The following is a 15,166-nucleotide window of genomic DNA, read 5'->3' as shown; positions in this document are numbered from 1 at the left end:
CCGCCGCTTATATCGTCCGGCGGCGTCCCGGCGGGCGACGGCGGTCCGACTTCGCCCGCGTCTCGGGAGAGGAGGTCGCGACCGCCGTCAGCCACAAGTCGCCTGCGGCCCGACGGATCGACGTGTCTCCCGACGACCCGAACCGCGGTCCCGGCGACCGCGACGACCGCGACGACCGCAACGTCCTCGGCGGCGACCTCGAACCCTGCGGCCGAGATCCGACCACCGGCTACCTCCGCGACGGCCACTGCCGCGACGTCGACGGCGACGTGGGCGAGCACACGCTCTGTGCGGTCGTCACGGCCGAGTTCCTCCGGTACAGCCGCGACCGCGGCAACGACCTGATCACGCCGCGTCCCGAGTTCGACTTCCCCGGCCTGACGCCCGGCGACCGCTGGTGTCTCTGCGTCGGCCGGTGGATCGAGGCGGCCGAGGCGGGCGTCGCGCCGCCGGTCGTCCTCGAGGCTACGGACGAGTCCGTGCTGCGGGCGGTCGACGCCGACCGGCTCCGAGACCACGAGTTCGACGCCGAGGCGTTCGAGCCGGAACCGCTCGACTGACGCGAGCCCGGTCGGGGGCTCCAGAGGCTTTTTGATCCCGGGCCGGGAGTCGGAGGCATGACCGGGCAAAGCGGGGCGCCGGACGACGGACTTCGCGAGCGCGCCGACCGCAACCGAGCGGTCCTGTGGCTCCTGCTCGACGCCGACAGGCGACTCGTCACGGCCGTGATCCTGTCGGTCGTCTTCCTCGGACTGCTCGCGGCCGGCGCGCTCCTTCCGGGCGCCGCCGAGGCCGTCAGCGGCGGCGACTCCGTGGACACGCTGTTCCAGGGGCTCCTCACGGCCACGATCACCGGCGTCACGCTCGTCCTCACCCTGAACCAGCTGGTGCTCTCACAGGAGCTCGGCGCCGTCGGGGACCAGCGCGAGCGCATGGACGGCGCGATGGAGTTCCGGCGGGACGCGGCCGCGATCCTCGGCGAGCCCGTCAGTCCGACGGATCCGGCGACGTTCCTCGGCGCGCTCGTCGAGACGACGAGCGAGCGAGCGACCGCCCTCCGCCAGGCCGTCTCCGGGCCGGCCGACGGGGAACTGGACGGGGCGGTCGAGGATCTGACGACCGCCGTCGTCGAGAACGCCTCCCGGACGACGGCGGAGCTCGACGGGGCCAGGTTCGGCGCGTTCGAGGTGATCGGAGCCGTCCTCGATTTCAACTACTCGTGGAAGCTGTTCGCCGCCCGGCGGCTCCGCGAGCGCCACGGCGACGAGTTGAACGAGCCCGCGACGGCGGCGCTCGACGACCTGATCGAGGCGCTGCGGCTGTTCGGGCCCGCCCGCGAGCACTTCAAGACGCTGTACTTCCAGTGGGAGCTGATCGATCTCTCGCGGCGGATGCTCGCGGCCGCGGTCCCGGCGCTACTGGTGGCGGCGGGGATGGTCGCCTTCTTCGACGCCGCCGCGCCCGCGACGACGGCCTTCGGGGTCGAGGCCGTCGTCGTCTGGGTCGCGGCCGCCGCCGCGGCCTCGCTCGTCCCGTTCGCGCTGCTTTTGGCCTACATCCTCCGTATCGCGACGGTGACGAAGCGGACCCTCTCGATCGGCCCCTTCATCCTGCGAGAGACGGACGAAGAGACCTGATCGACGGCCGCTCGGCGGCGCGACCGCCCCGGTCACTCCGTGACCCAGAGCCCGGCGGCGACGACCGCCGCGAGCCCCATCGACCCCGCGAGCAGCGCGAACGCCGGCCGGAACCCGGCCGCGTCGGCGACGATTCCGACCGCAGCGGGCGCGAGCGCGCCGCCGCCCATGAGGAGCGTCCGGACGACGCCGAGCCCGCCGCCGGCGAGCCGGTCGGGGAGGGCCTCGACGAGGTAGGCGCCGCGGACCGGGCGGAAGCCGTGAGACCCGAGCCCCAGCGCCACGACGAGGGCGCCGAGCGGGACCGCGCCGGCCCCCGCGAGCGCGACGAGGCCGGCGAGCGCCGCCGTCGCGAGCCCGAGGGCGGCGACCATGACCGGGAAGCGGCCGAGGCGGTCGGAGAGGTCGCCGGAGACGAGCTGGACGAACGTGACCGCGAACAGCGCGGAGTACAGCAGGCTCGCGGTCGTCGCGGGGAGCGCGGCCGCCTCCGAGAGGTACAGCGGCAGGAACGCGACCGTCCCGTTGTACGCGAACGAGAAGGCGACGGTTACCAGGACGAACGCCGAGAACCGGCGGTCCGCGAACAGCCGGAGGTACTCGCGCGCGCCGGGCGAGTCGCCGCCGTCGGCGTCGCTCGCGCCGCCCAGGCGCGTATCGCCGCGAAGTCGGAGCCCTGTCACGACCGCGAGCGAGACGGCGAGAACGCCCGTGAGCAGGAACGGCGCGCGCCAGTCGGCGCCGGGGAGCCGGGGGAGGACCGCCGCCAGCGCGGGCGGCGCCGAGAGGACCGCGGCGACGACCGCCGGCGCTGCGACCCCGCCGAGCGCGCCGAGCGTGTCGTGCGCGCCGAGCATCCGTCCGGTCCGCGCGGGGTAGACGCGGGCGATCAGCCGCACCGAGACGGTCTTGTGGACCCCCGTGCCCGCCCCGATGACGACCATCGCGGCGACGAGGGCGGCGAAGGGAGCGTCGAAGACGAGCGCGAGCGACCCCGTCCCGGCGACGAGCGCGCCGGCGACGATCACTCGGACCGGGCCGACCCGGTCCGCGACCGCGCCGCTCGGGAACTGTAAGAGCGCGTACACGATCATGAAGCCGGTGAACGCGGTTCCGACGGTCGCGTTGCTCACGTCGTAGGCGAACTGGATCGACTCGAACAGCGGCGGGAAGAGGTAGCGGACGAACTTCCCGAGGAACCAGACGAGCGAGACGAGGACTAAGGCGTCGTACTCGCGGATCCGTCGGGAGCCCATCGGGCGTGCTTGCCCGGTGGCCAACATAAAAGGTCTGAACCGTCGTCCACCCGTACCGCGCTGTCCGTCACCGCTGCCGTACGGCCCCGCCTCGACCCTGGTTCCGGGTCGCGGCGGTCGGCGCGGAGAGTCGGCGCGGAGAGTCGGCGGGGGTCGTCAGGCCGGCCGGCGAGACGTTAGAACGGCCCCTTGCCGCCGCCCATCATGTCGCCGAGGCCGCCGCCGCCCTCGCCGCCCATCTTCTTCATCATGCGCTGCATGTCGCCGTCGCCCATCCCCTGGAACTGACCGATGGTCTGTTCCATCATCGAGTGCTGTTCGAGCAGCTGCTGGACCGTCTCCTCGTCGGTGCCGGAGCCGCGGGCGATGCGCTCGACGCGGGACTGGCCGACGACGCGGGGGTTCTCCAGTTCCTCCTCCGTCATCGAGTCCATGATGCGCTCGAAGCGGCGCATCCGGTCTTGGGTGACGTCCATCGCGTCGTCGGGCAGCTCGTCCATCATCCCGCCGCCGAGCCCGGGGATCATGTCCATCACCTGGTCGAGCGGGCCCATCTTGTTCATCGCGTCCATCTGCCGTTTCATGTCCTTCAGGGTGAACTCCCCTTTCAGCATGTCCTCGGGGTCCCAGTCGTCGTCCTCGTCTTGGGTCTCCTGCATCGCGCGCTCGACGCGCTCGGAGAGCTGTTTGAGGTCGCCCATCCCGAGCAGCCGCGAGATGAACCCGGAGGGCTCGAACCGCTCGATGTCCTGAACGGTCTCGCCGGTGCCGAGGAAGGCGATAGAGGAGTCGGTCTCGTTGACCGCCGTGAGCGCGCCCCCGCCCTTCGCGGTCCCGTCGAGCTTGGTGATCATCACGCCCTCGATGCCGATCGACTCCTCGAACTGGCGGGCCTGCTCTTTCGCGCCCTGCCCGATCGCGGCGTCTAAGACGAGCAGCGAGCGGTCGGGGTCGACGACGCCCTCGATCTCTTCGATCTCGTCGATGAGGTCGTCTTCGAGGGCGTGGCGACCGGCCGTGTCGACGATGTGAACGTCGGCGTCCGCGGTCTCTTCGAGGCCGGTGCGCGCGATGTCGACCGGGTCGTCGTTGTCGGGGTCGCCGTAGAAGTCGACCTCGGCGCGCTCGCACATCTGTTTCGCCTGGTCGTACGCGCCGGGCCGGAAGGTGTCGGTCTGGACGACCGCGGGCCGGAGGCCCTTCTTCGAGAACCACCACGCCATCTTCGCGGCCGAGGTGGTCTTCCCCGACCCCTGAAGCCCGGCGAGGAGGATGGTCTGGTTCTCTAAGGGGAGTTCGGTGGAGTCGCCGACGAGCTCGACCATCTCCTCGTAGACGATCCGGAGGACGTGGTCGCGGGCGGTCGTGCCGCCCGGCGGCTCCTCTTCGAGCGCGCGGGACTTGATCGAGTCCGACAGCTCCATGACGAGGGAGACGTCGACGTCGGCCGAGAGGAGCGATCGCTGGATCTCCTTGACGATCTCCTCGACGTCGCTCTCGGAGAGTGTGGTCTTCCCCTGGAGCTTGTCGAGGCTGCTCCGCAGGGACGTACCGAGGTCGTCGAGTACCATTTGCCGGAGCTAGGCGGGCGACGCGGTAAAGCTTTGTTCGTCGGCGGGCGCGGGATACGTCGCTGATCACGGACCCTCGGCAGATGCCGCTATAGCTCCAGCCGCTTGGCGAGACGTGGCTGTTGCCGGGGAGAACACCTCCAAAGCCCCGGTCGCGAGGACTCGCGCGCCTCGTTGCGCGCCTCGCTCGTTCGCTCCGCTCACTCGCTGCGGTGCTTTCGTCGGCGTGCTTCGCCCTCGCGACTGCCCCTTTGAGTCCCATCCCGCACAGCACCGCAACCGCAGCCTCACGCCTCCCCAGCCTCGTCAGTCGCCTCCGCTTCGCTCCGGCGACTGACTCCCTCGCGCGTGCTCCTCGCGGCCGGAGGCCGCTCGGAGGCACGCGCCACCGGCAGGAGAGTTGCCGGTCGCTTACTGCTCGACGAGCCGCGCGCCCGCGGCGTCGATCCGACAGACTTCGGGCTCGTAACCGGCGTCCGAGAGCCCGGAGCCGAGCGCGAAGACGGTGCGACCGAGCATCGCCATCGCGGCCTCGCCGCCCGCCTCGTCGACCGCGTCGAGCGCGTCGGCGACCTCGGACACGAGCAGGTCGGCCTCCCGGGCGAACCGCCGCGCGGCGGCCATCACGGTCGGGAGCCGCGGGTCGGCGCGGAGCCGGTCGAGCGCGTCCTCGCCGGCCGCGGAGAGCGCGGCCGTGTCGCCGCCGAGGACCGCCTCCGTGGACAGCTCACCGAACGTGACGTACTCGACGCGCGCCGCCGCGGGCACGGCGTCCAGCTCGCCGACCCCCGGTGCGCCCGGCTCGAGGCGGATCGGGGCCCCGCCGCGCGCCTGCGCGACCACGTCGCCGAGGCCGGTGCCGCGCCCGACCTCCGCGGCGTGTGCGATCCCGACGAGTTCGTTCTCCGACCGGCCGCGGTCGAGGGCGGCGTTCGCCGCGAGCGCGGCCCCGAGCGCCGCGGCGCCGGAGACGCCGAAGCCGGCGCCGATCGGGAGGTCGGTCTCGACCGCGACGTCGGCGGCGACCGCGTCGAGTTCGGCCAGGACGTCCTCGGCCGCGCCGACCGACCCGGTCCGGCCGTCGATCGTCCGGGAGCCCGTCTCGTCGCTCGCGGCGTCGCTCGCGTCGCCCGCCGAGACGGTGACGGTCACGCCGTCGGTCAGCGTCACGCCCGCGCCGCGGGAGCCGGCGACCGAGGGATCGTCGGCGGGGTGGGCGCTGAAGAAGGCGGTGACGTGACCCGGGACGAACGCGGTCGCCCGCTGGCTGCTCATGTGGCCGCGGACGGGGGGGCCGCGATTAACGGTTGTTATCCGAGACGAGTCAGCCCCGCCGACGGGGGCGGGCACAACGAGCGGGCCGGACGACGGGACTCCGTCGCGACACCGCAGGCCTAAGTACCGCCCGAGCGAAACGCGGCCGTATGCGAAACCAGTTGCGTCCCGTCCTCGCCGCCGTGCTCGCGCTGGCGTTCCCGGGGCTCGGCCACCTCTCCCTGCGCCGGTGGGGGCGGGCGCTGCTGTGGCACCTGACCATCGTCGGCGGCGCGGTCGCGCTGCTCGCGCTGTACGACGTCGAACCGGTCGACCCGCTCGCGGACCCCATGGCGGTGTCGGCCGCGATCCCGACTGACGTGGCCCTGCCGATCACGGTGTTGGCCGCGCTGTCCGCGCTCGACGCGTATCTCGTCGGGCGGGCGGACGTCGCCGAACGCGAGCGCGCCGCCGCCGCCGAGGCGATGCGCCGACGGGTCGCGAGCACGGACGCCGACGACGCGACGGCCGGCACCGGGCGATCGCCGACCGCGGCGGTCGCGGGCGAGGACGGCGAGCCGCCGGACGTGACGTGTCCCAACTGCGGCAAGGAGGCCGACGCCGACCTCGACTTCTGTCACTGGTGTACCGAGCCGCTCCCGTGGGCCGAACCGGAGTGACCCGCTGACCGTGGGATTCGTCGTGACCGCCGGCGCGGTCGCCGGGCCGGCGCTGGTCGCGTTCGCGCTCGTCCTCCTCTTTTGCGTCGGTCGCGACCGGATCGGGACCGTCGTCGCGGACCGCGGACTGCTCCGCGATCGCGCGGTCGGGATCGCGCCGTACGTCGGCTCGCTCGCGCTCATCCTCCTGATCAACAAGGGGCTGTTACGGCGGCTGGAGGCGTTCTCGTTCGAGTACGGCTACCGCGCGACGACGGCGATATACGCGATCGAGGGCGACTTCGTGGCCGCGGTACAGGACGCGATCCCGCGGGTCGCGGTGTACTACTTCGGGCCGGCGTACGTCGTCGGCTACGTCGTGTTGGTGGCCGCGCCGGTCGCGGTGTACGCGTTCGCCGACGACCTCCGTCCGCTGAAGCGGCTGGTCGCGGCGTACGCCGTCAACTACGCGGTCGCGATCGTCTGTTACGGGGGGATCGTCGCCTACGGGCCGCGAAACTACCCGCGGGTCCCGGGCGCGGACCCGGACGCGGCGACGGTCGAGCCGCTGCTCCTCGACTGGTTCGGCGGCGTGACGACGCTCACCTCGCAGGTGAACGCCGCGACCAACGTCTTCCCGTCGCTTCACACCGCGCTGTCGGTGACGGTCCTGCTCGCGGCCGTCTCGACGCGCGACGAGTTCCCGCGGTGGACGCCCGTGGCCGCGGTGCTAGCGGCGAGTATCGTCGTCGCGACCCTGTTCCTCGGCATCCACTGGGCCGCCGACGTGGTCGCCGGCGCGGTCCTCGCGGCGGGCAGCGTCGCGGCCGCGAACCGGATCGTCGGGTGAGCCGATGGAATTCGTCGGGTGGGCCGATGGAAGCGGGGCGTAGTTTCTCATCGGTGATAACTGAGGGCCAACTATCATATGATCCCGCCGTGACGGTGAGGGTACGGACGCGAACGACGGACGGAACATGAGTCTGAATCCACGACGATACGACGTACGAGAACTGCGCCGGATCGCGGACGCGCCGCGAACCGACGGAGCGGGAGCGCCTCGGGAGCGGGCGCTCCGGCAGCCTAACCGGAACCGAGCCGAGCAAGCGGCGCGCTCGGCCGCGTTCACGGAGCTGCTCCAGCGTCAGCGTGGGGTGCGGCTGAACGGCGGCGACGCGGTCGATCGACCGTATCTGACGGCGATCCCGGCGTCGCCCGCCGCGGAACGCGAGATCGGCGAGTGGCTCGGCTACCTCGTCGACGTCGGCGGCCACGTGCGGGCCCGAGACGTGCTGTCTTACTACGGCGAACTCGACTGGGTCGGCGACGACGCGGTCGCGGCGCTGACGCGCCGCCTCGAGGGGTTCGACACGCCGGCGCGTGACCGGCCGTTCATCCCCGCGGACCACCGGATCAGTCTCGTCTCCATCGTCCGGATCGCTTCGTGTGCGAGTGACCAATGAGCGACGACGAATCCACGGACATCAACGAAACGGACGAATCGGCAGCGGTCGGCGTGAAACTCGGTAGCACTCGAACGGTGCTCGACATCCCCGACGGACGGGGCGGCCGCGAGCGCCACTCGGTGTTGACCTGCCTGGCGACCTACGAGGACGCCATCACCGGCGAAGAGAAGGTGCTGTTCGGCGAGGAGGCCGCGGTGGAGTACCCGGACCGGGTGCGCTTCATGCTCCGGTCGGGACTCCCCGAGGACGACGACAGCGTCGCGGACGCCGAGCGCTTCTTCGAGGCGGTCGTGGACGCCCACGACGTGCCCGAGGACAGCGCGGTCGTCTACGCGGTACCGACCATCGACAACGAGGCGGGCGTCGAGAACCTCAAATCGGTGATCGAGGGCTCGTCGATCGGTCAGGTCGAGACGCGGAGCTACCCCGAGTCCCTGTGCGGGGCGATCCCCGCCTACGGCGACGGGCTCGACGCGATAGACGAGGTGTTCATCTCCGTGAACCTCGGCTCGACGACGATGGAGGCGTGCGCCTACCGGCGCGGCGAGCAGCTCTCGCCGTTCTCGACCGGCTCGGTGACGGGCAACGAGGTCGACCGCCGCATCGTCGCCGCCGTCGAGGAGGAGACCCAAGGGCGGGTCCACATCGACCGGACGACCGCGCGGGAGTACAAAGAGCAGCACGGCGACGTGTACGACTTCGAGCCGTTCACGGACGTGGTTCAACAGCCCGGCGGCGGGAGCCACGAGTTCACCGTCGACCGCGGCGTTCAGGAGCCGATCGACCGCTACATCGACGAGGCCGTCGACGTGGTCGCCAACGAGTTCCTCCCCGAGCTCGCGAACGATCACATGAAGCCGTACCAGCTGGCGCTCGGCCGCCCCCTCGCCGCCACCGGCGGGATGGCGTGTATTCCCGGCCTCACCGAGGAGTTCGAGAAGCGCCTGAGCGAGGAGCTCGACCGCGACGTCGAGGTCGTCTCCCCGGACGACCCCGCGACCGCGGCCGCGGACGGCGCGGCGCGGATCGCCCAGCGACTCGTCTGAGCGCGTCGACCACCCGTTTTTACCGCCCGCCTACACGCCGAAGAGCCGCTCGGCGTCCTCGGCCTGCCGACGGTAGATGCCTCGTCCCTTCAGCCGCGGCACGTCGTGGCGGTGGAGCCGCTCGGCCTCGCAGTCGTATACGAGCGGGAACACGTTCGTGCGTCGTCGCGCGACGGTGAACCCGGACATCGCGTCGAGCAGCGACGCGTCCGGGTCCGAGACCGCGAACGTCACGTACCCGATCGGCGTCGGGCTCTTGCCGCCGTCGGCCCGCTGCGGGCTGGCGTCCACCCGGTCGGCGAGCACGTCGCGGAACGACTCGGCGGTCGCGACGAGCGCCTCCGCGTCGACGTCCGGCTCCGCGACGAGGGTCGCGAACACCGCGACCGAGCCGATCGTGTCGTCTTCGTCCCGCGCTACCCACAGTTGCTCGAAGCCGTTTGCCCCCTCTTCGACCGTGTCGAAGCCGTGCTTACGTCCGTTGGCGGCGACCGCATCTCGGTATCGGGTCGGGTCCATACACCCCGTAACGAGGGACGTGATAAAAAATGACACACCCGGATCGTCGGCCACAGATCATGCTACCAATCAACAAGGATATCCGCCGCGGCGTCCTGGACGAGGCATGAGTCCGACGCGACGGCGCTATCTCCGCGGTGTGGGCGGGGTCAGCGGAGCGGCCTGTCTCGCCGGCTGTGCGTCCGACGATCCCGGAGAGGGCGACGACGACGCCGACGACGGCGACGACGACGCCGACGGCGACGACGAACTGCCGGGATCGGACGACGGCGGAGACGGCACCGGAGACGACGCCGGCGGCACCCGTCCCGAGGGCACCGGCGGCCCGGGCGTCAGCCTCGTCTCGACCGACGGCGACGTCGGGCTCCCGGTCGACCTCGACGTGGAGGTAGTCAGGGAGGCCGCGACGACCGACTACCCTCCCCGGCTCCGGACGACGGTCACGAACACGAGCGATGGGCAAGTCAGGGTCGGCGAGGGGCGGGCCGTCCACTTCGAGTACGTCAGCGACGGCTCGGGGGCGCTCACCTTCCTTCCACCCGAGGTCGAGGCGCCGGCCGAGCCCGACTGCTGGCGGCTCACCGACACCGTCGCCGTGACCGAGGAGTACCGGACCTTCGAACTCGGCCCCGGCGAGTCGCGGAGCCGACCGATCGACCTGTACGCGACGCACGACCAGACCGACGCCTGTCTCCCGGTCGGCGAGTACCGCTTCGAGACGACCGCCTCCGTCGTCTCCGACGACGCGGAGCCGCAGTCGTCGGCGCAGTGGGGGTTCGCCGTCACGTTGGAGTGATGTCGTGACGTTTCTCGTCGGCTACGTCTGAACTCCGGTTCCTGCGGCTCGGAAGGCTGGTTTCACAGAATAGTCCCGGGCGGATTCGAACCGCGAGGACTCGCTGTACTCGTCCTCTGGGTTCGAACCACTGAGGATATTTACGCCTCAAGAGATTGTTCGGCGCAAAATAGTCCCGGGCGGATTCGAACCGCGAGGACTCGCTGCACTCGTCCTCTGGGTTCGAACCACTGAGGATATTTACGCCTCACGAGATTGTTCGGCGCGAAATAGTCCCGGGCGGATTCGAACCGCCGTCAATGGCTCCAAAGGCCATTATGATTGGCCACTACACCACGGGACTGCGAGTTCGGCTAACCGGCGGGGACTCAAGTACGTTACTCTCTCCGACGCGCGGGGCGCCGCGTCGCAGCTAGGCACCCTCCTCGATCCGGTCGAACCGCGCCTCGAAGTTCTCCCGACAGGAGCCGCAACAGAAGTGGTACAGCGTCCCGTCGACGCGGGCGGACTCGCCCTCGGCGGTGACGGTGTTACCGCACTCGACGCACTCGACCGCGAGGTCCGCGTCGCCGACGGCGGGCGACCACTCGTGGGCGTCGATCGGTCGCACCGACAGCTCGCGGACCGCGTCCAGTCCGACCGCGTCGTCGACGAGGCCGCGGGCCGTCCCCGTCTCGACCCGCGCGGAGACCGTCACCTCGCCGTCGGCGGTGAGGAACGCGTGTTCGACGCGCTCGTGGCTCGCGACCGCCTCGTGGACGCGGTCCGCGTCCCCGGGGGCGACCGAGAGCGTCGCGAGGACGGTCCGCCCGTTCGAGAGCGCGTCCCCGTCGATACGGAGCGTGAACCCCTCGATCACGCCCACCTCGCGGAGGCGGTCGACCCGGTCCGACACGGCGGGCGCCGACAGGTCGACCCGCTCGGCGATGTCGCTGTACGGCCGCCTCGCGTCCGCCATGAGGAGCCGGATGATCTCGCGGTCCGTCTCGTCGAGGGTGCGCATGGCCGCCCGTTCGGCCGGCGCGGGCAAAAGGAGACCGGGGAACCGGTCGGCGACGGGGGCGACGGAAAGGCAGTTGTGCCCGCGGCGCCAACCGGCGAGTATGACGACGATAGACGTCGACGGCATGTCGTGTACGGGCTGTGAGGACAACGTGACCGACGCGCTCGGGGAGCTCCCGGGCGTCGAGTCGGCGAGCGCGGACCACGAGGCGGGCACCGCGACCGTCGAGGGCGACGTCGACGTGGACGCCGTCGTGGCCGCCATCGAGGACGCCGGCTACGAGGCGTCCGCGTAGGAATCGAAACACGCAGACGACGGCGCACGCGTCCCGCGCGTTCGAACCGTTGGACCCTTTTCACCCGAACGCGCTCGCCGACGCAGGGCGGCGAGATCAGGCGCGGTCGTCGCCCCGTTCGTCCGGCTCTGCCGCGCTGCCTTCCGTCGATTGAGAACCGATCTCTCGGCCGTCCGCTTCCTCGGCCACGTCGACGTCCGCGGCACCGGTCTCGTCGTCCGGCGAATCGCCGTCCGCCGAGGGAGTCGAGTCGGTCGCGGTCGAGTCCGCCGTCGGAGCCGGCGGGCGATACGTGTAGACGAACTCTCCGGCGACCGCGTGGAAGGCGCCGGTCGTCGGGTCCTCCACGACGCCGGTGTCGTTGTCGATCGCGAAGTCGACGAGGTCGCGGAGCGACTCCGCCTCGGCGGTCGGGCGGTCGTGGACCGACGGCGGGAGCCGGAACGCCGTGATCCACTCGTCGAACTCCGAGCGGTCGTCGCGGTACGAGAGGTACTCGCGCTCCGTCGGCGTGAGCGCGAGGTCGAGCTCCCGCGTCGCGTACCCCGTCCCCGCGGCACCGAGCAGGCCGACGAGCAGGAGCAGCGGGCCGCCGAACGACCGGAGCGTCCCGTAGCTTCGCCGGACGCTCACCTGCTCGGTGCGGCTGGCGGTGTCGGACCGGACGCCGGGCTCGCTGACGGAGTAGGTGTCGCCGCCGTGCGTGACCGTCATGTCCAGCGTCTGCGTCGACGCCGTGGGAACGCCGCCGACGGACCCGTCGACCGCGACCGACGTCGTGACGAACGTCTCCGTCTGCCCGGGCGAGGCGCCGAGCTGCTCTTCGATCGACGCCACTCGCCCGTCGATCGCCGTGCTGTTGAGCGCGAACGAGGCGTTCACCGTCTCGCCCGGGTCGACGCCCGAGACCGACTGCGACGCGAGCGGCTCCGTCTCGCGCCAGTAGACGGTGCCGCCCTCGCCGACGTTGCGGATCACGAGCGTCGAGGCGATCTCGACGGTCACGTCCTCCGCGCTCGACGCGGTGTAGCTCGTCGCCACGTCGACGTCGAGCTCCGGGGCGATCCGCGTGAAGTACGTGTCGCGCCCGTCGAGGACGGCGCCGGTGTCGAAGACCGCGTTCGGCTCCGTCACCGTCGCGCTGTGCCGGTACTCGCTCTCGACGGTCAGCGACGAGACCGTCCGGCTCTCCGTCTCCGTGCCGGGGTCGACGTGCGTGGTGTACACGAGGCCGGCCCCGACCGCGACGAGGAGCAGGCAGGCGATCAGGATCGCGGTGGATTGTGCGTTCAGGACGGCGCGGAGCCGAAGGCGGCTTTCGGAAGGAGCTGAAGACATGGGTGTCACCTGTAGAGTTCGCGGAGGATGCGTTTGTACAGCGGCGGGCGCTCGCGGGAACCTCGCGACCGGAGCCGGGCGGGCTCGCCGCGTAACATCACCACTCCGGCGGCGACGATGCCGCCCCCGAGCAGACCGTTTATCGCGACCAGCGGCGCCCAGGGATGGACCCCGTACAGCTCGTCGACGACGCCGGGCGGCAACACGGCGAGGTAGCGGTGTTCGACGACGAACAGCCGGTAGTACCCCGTCTCGTCGGGCGCGGACAGCGTCACCGTCGTCGACGCCTCGCCGCGGCTGCCGACGGAGAGGCGCTGCGGTTCGACGTCGACGCCCGGGCTCGCGGGTTCGACGTACGCGTACACGGGGACGAGCCCGGCGTTGGGGACGACGTACTCGATCTCCTGGCTCGTGCCGCTCTCGATGACGGTCGGGTTCTCCGACTCGAACTCGGCGCTCACGACGCCGTACTCCTGTGTGCCGCCCGGGACGACCATCGCCGCCGTCGCCGTCGCCATCAACACGAGGGCAAGCACGCCGAGGATCGCCATCACGGAGGTTCCGTCGTCGCGGGACCGGTCGCGCGCCTCCCGGTCTCTGCCGCCGGCGTTGCGGTACCAGTCGACTGCGTACGCGACCACCGACAGCCCGAAGATGATGTACGCGAGCCCCTGCGTCCCCTGGAGCGACCGGACGCCGAACGTCACCGCGAGCCAGGTCTGGACGGACTGCAGCGCGGACTGGAACCCCATCGCGGCGGTGCCCAAGTGCGGGATCACGACGACGCTACCGCCGACTTGGAGCGCCTTCGCGACGACCTCGGCGTCCTGAACGACCGGCTCGCCCCCGTCCTGATCGGTGAAGGGGTTGTTGTCCCCGCGGGTGACGTACCCGCGTTCGGTCTCCTCGACGACGCGGTGGGTCGTCAGCCCGCCGCCCTGAATCTCTTGGGCCTCGAACGTCACGACGTCGCCCGGACCGATCCCGCCGGCGATCTGCGCGGGGATCGCCACGAACCCGTCGCCGGGAGAGAGCGTCGGCTGCATGCTTCCGGTTTCGACGTAGCTGAGGAGGATCGGCTGTCCGAGGAACTGGCCGACGACGAGCGAGACGACGACCAGCACCGCGGCCGCCTGGATGGCCACGGACAGCGTTCGTTTGATGGACATGGTGTCGGTCTCGGTCGAAGGCGGTCTCGAAGCGGCCACCGCGGCGAAGCGATTCCTGTCGCCCGAGCGTCAGGTAGCCGTCGATCGCTGAACGGCGGCGGGCCCTAATAAGTTCGTGGGTGGAGGCGAATCCGGGGGGTCGCCGGCGGAATCACTCGTCGAAGGCGCCGCCCGCCAACAGCGCGAAGGGGCCGATGAATCCGAGACAGAAGCCCAGGAGGTGGACGTACAGGTTCACGACGCTCCCGCCGCCGGCGGGGTCCGCCGGGAAGCCGACGACGGGGTAGCCCACTGCCACCACCGCGCCGACGGCGAGCAGATCACCGTAGCCGGGACGCGAGGCGACCGATTTCGCTTTTTTACGGAGCGACCGCGGGAGGCGCACTTCGCTGCTGGCCGCGTACAGCAGCGCGAGGAAAGCGCCCGCGATCCCGATCGACAGCCCCGCCAACCCGACCCCCTCGGTCGAGACCGGCAGCGCGAGAAGCGCGATCCACCCGACGAGCGCGAAGAAGACCGCGGGCAGCGCGGCGACCGAGGCCCCGGGCGCGAACCGGTCTTGCGCGTAACAGTACCACAGGATCGGGAGCAGTCCGGCAAGCGCCATGTTGATCCCGGAGAAGCCGAACCCGATCGCGTTCCGCGGGACCGCGAGGTTCAGCGCGGAGAGCGCGAAGGGGAACGCGCCGAGGTAGGTGACGAACGCGGTGAAGAAGAGGCGCCGCCGCCCGCTCAGGACCGCGAGCGCGTAGCCTACCCCGGCGAGGAGCCCGTACCCGGCGAGGTTACCGAGGAGGTGGTTCGTCCCGAGGTGGACGTAGTGGGACGAGAAGGCCGACAGCAGCGTCGGCTCGGTGTACGCGAACGCGAGCGAGCGGCGGGTCGCCTCCGGCAGCGCGAAGACCGCGACGAGGACCGCCGGCGGAACCGCGAGCCCGAGCAGGTCGACGGCGCGGACGCGGGCCGACAGCTCCTCGACGAACGCGGCGTATCCCGGGCTGCCGTCTGCGTCCCGGTCCGCGACGGACCCCCCGCTCTCGCCGGCGCCGGGGATCGACCGGTCCGTCTCCGACGAGCGGTCGCTCACGAGGGTCGATTCAACGGCGCTCGGTTAATCGCTGTCGGCTCTCGCTCCGGTCGTGATGCCCGTCGCGCGA

General features: G+C 71.2%; 16 protein-coding genes and 1 tRNA gene. 8 read left to right on the top strand and 9 right to left on the bottom strand.

The window, feature by feature from the left end; all coding sequences use genetic code 11:
* The first annotated feature begins 122 nt into the window (after nt 1–122).
* The gene (locus ABDZ89_RS04865) at nt 123–560 is read left to right on the top strand and encodes a DUF2237 family protein (RefSeq protein WP_343777111.1); all 438 of its coding nucleotides are present in this window, start codon (nt 123–125) and stop codon (nt 558–560) included.
* 57 nt (nt 561–617) lie between these two features.
* Entirely contained in the window at nt 618–1,637 is a 1,020-nt protein-coding gene (locus ABDZ89_RS04860; RefSeq protein ID WP_343777110.1) for a DUF7972 family membrane protein, read from the top strand.
* Between the two features lie 32 nt (nt 1,638–1,669).
* Here ABDZ89_RS04860 and ABDZ89_RS04855 read toward each other — a convergent pair whose 3' ends face one another.
* The 3 genes from ABDZ89_RS04855 to ABDZ89_RS04845 form a co-directional block, all read right to left on the bottom strand.
* A complete protein-coding gene (locus tag ABDZ89_RS04855; RefSeq protein WP_343777109.1) occupies nt 1,670–2,893 on the bottom strand; it encodes an MFS transporter in 1,224 nt (407 codons plus the stop codon).
* A gap of 176 nt (nt 2,894–3,069) precedes the next feature.
* Nucleotides 3,070–4,464 (bottom strand): signal recognition particle protein Srp54, encoded by a 1,395-nt coding sequence (locus ABDZ89_RS04850; RefSeq protein WP_343777108.1) that lies wholly within the window; start codon nt 4,462–4,464, stop codon nt 3,070–3,072.
* Nucleotides 4,465–4,875: 411 nt separating this feature from the next.
* Complete coding sequence (locus ABDZ89_RS04845) at nt 4,876–5,739, bottom strand: pantoate kinase (RefSeq protein WP_343777106.1); 864 nt, start codon at nt 5,737–5,739, stop codon at nt 4,876–4,878.
* Between the two features lie 149 nt (nt 5,740–5,888).
* Here ABDZ89_RS04845 and ABDZ89_RS04840 point away from each other — a divergent pair, with 149 nt between their 5' ends.
* The 4 genes from ABDZ89_RS04840 to ABDZ89_RS04825 all read left to right on the top strand — a co-directional run bounded on the left by ABDZ89_RS04840 (nt 5,889) and on the right by ABDZ89_RS04825 (nt 8,889).
* Nucleotides 5,889–6,398 (top strand): DUF7575 domain-containing protein, encoded by a 510-nt coding sequence (locus tag ABDZ89_RS04840; RefSeq protein WP_343777104.1) that lies wholly within the window; start codon nt 5,889–5,891, stop codon nt 6,396–6,398.
* Nucleotides 6,399–6,408: 10 nt separating this feature from the next.
* Nucleotides 6,409–7,227: a phosphatase PAP2 family protein gene (locus tag ABDZ89_RS04835; protein ID WP_343777103.1), complete on the top strand. Its 819-nt coding sequence runs from the start codon at nt 6,409–6,411 to the stop codon at nt 7,225–7,227.
* Between the two features lie 127 nt (nt 7,228–7,354).
* Nucleotides 7,355–7,840, top strand: a complete 486-nt coding sequence (locus tag ABDZ89_RS04830) for a FlaD/FlaE family flagellar protein (protein WP_343777102.1) — start codon at nt 7,355–7,357, stop codon at nt 7,838–7,840.
* Entirely contained in the window at nt 7,837–8,889 is a 1,053-nt protein-coding gene (locus ABDZ89_RS04825; protein WP_343777100.1) for an actin-like salactin, read from the top strand. The genes ABDZ89_RS04830 and ABDZ89_RS04825 overlap by 4 nt, the downstream gene beginning before the upstream one ends.
* Nucleotides 8,890–8,919: 30 nt before the next feature.
* On the opposite strand, the gene ABDZ89_RS04820 is transcribed toward ABDZ89_RS04825, so the two are convergent.
* On the bottom strand, nt 8,920–9,408 hold the full coding sequence (locus tag ABDZ89_RS04820) for a hypothetical protein (RefSeq protein WP_343777099.1): 489 nt from the start codon (nt 9,406–9,408) through the stop codon (nt 8,920–8,922).
* Nucleotides 9,409–9,514: 106 nt separating this feature from the next.
* On the opposite strand from ABDZ89_RS04820, the gene ABDZ89_RS04815 reads away from it, so the two are divergent.
* Nucleotides 9,515–10,204, top strand: a complete 690-nt coding sequence (locus ABDZ89_RS04815; protein ID WP_343777097.1) for a hypothetical protein — start codon at nt 9,515–9,517, stop codon at nt 10,202–10,204.
* A 270-nt stretch (nt 10,205–10,474) separates the two neighbouring features.
* Here the strand turns inward: ABDZ89_RS04815 and ABDZ89_RS04810 are convergent.
* Nucleotides 10,475–10,547 (bottom strand) — tRNA-Gln (locus ABDZ89_RS04810).
* A 69-nt stretch (nt 10,548–10,616) separates the two neighbouring features.
* Nucleotides 10,617–11,207: an AsnC family transcriptional regulator gene (locus tag ABDZ89_RS04805; protein ID WP_343777096.1), complete on the bottom strand. Its 591-nt coding sequence runs from the start codon at nt 11,205–11,207 to the stop codon at nt 10,617–10,619.
* A 100-nt stretch (nt 11,208–11,307) separates the two neighbouring features.
* On the opposite strand from ABDZ89_RS04805, the gene ABDZ89_RS04800 reads away from it, so the two are divergent.
* Nucleotides 11,308–11,502, top strand: a complete 195-nt coding sequence (locus ABDZ89_RS04800) for a heavy-metal-associated domain-containing protein (RefSeq protein WP_007344879.1) — start codon at nt 11,308–11,310, stop codon at nt 11,500–11,502.
* 96 nt (nt 11,503–11,598) lie between these two features.
* On the opposite strand, the gene ABDZ89_RS04795 is transcribed toward ABDZ89_RS04800, so the two are convergent.
* From ABDZ89_RS04795 to ABDZ89_RS04785, 3 genes are all read right to left on the bottom strand, one after another.
* Nucleotides 11,599–12,840 carry a DUF5305 domain-containing protein gene (locus ABDZ89_RS04795; RefSeq protein WP_343777095.1) on the bottom strand — a complete coding sequence of 414 codons (1,242 nt, stop codon included), beginning with the start codon at nt 12,838–12,840 and terminating at the stop codon, nt 11,599–11,601.
* Between the two features lie 5 nt (nt 12,841–12,845).
* The gene (locus tag ABDZ89_RS04790; protein ID WP_343777094.1) at nt 12,846–14,009 is read right to left on the bottom strand and encodes a signal peptidase I; all 1,164 of its coding nucleotides are present in this window, start codon (nt 14,007–14,009) and stop codon (nt 12,846–12,848) included.
* A gap of 151 nt (nt 14,010–14,160) precedes the next feature.
* On the bottom strand, nt 14,161–15,096 hold the full coding sequence (locus ABDZ89_RS04785; RefSeq protein ID WP_343777093.1) for a hypothetical protein: 936 nt from the start codon (nt 15,094–15,096) through the stop codon (nt 14,161–14,163).
* Nucleotides 15,097–15,166: the final 70 nt, after the last annotated feature.

Source organism: Halorubrum ejinorense (genome assembly GCF_039522565.1).
Taxonomy (GTDB): Archaea; Halobacteriota; Halobacteria; order Halobacteriales; family Haloferacaceae; genus Halorubrum; species Halorubrum ejinorense.
Note: the sequence above shows the minus strand (reverse complement) of the source record. Positions and strands in the feature narration are given on the sequence as shown.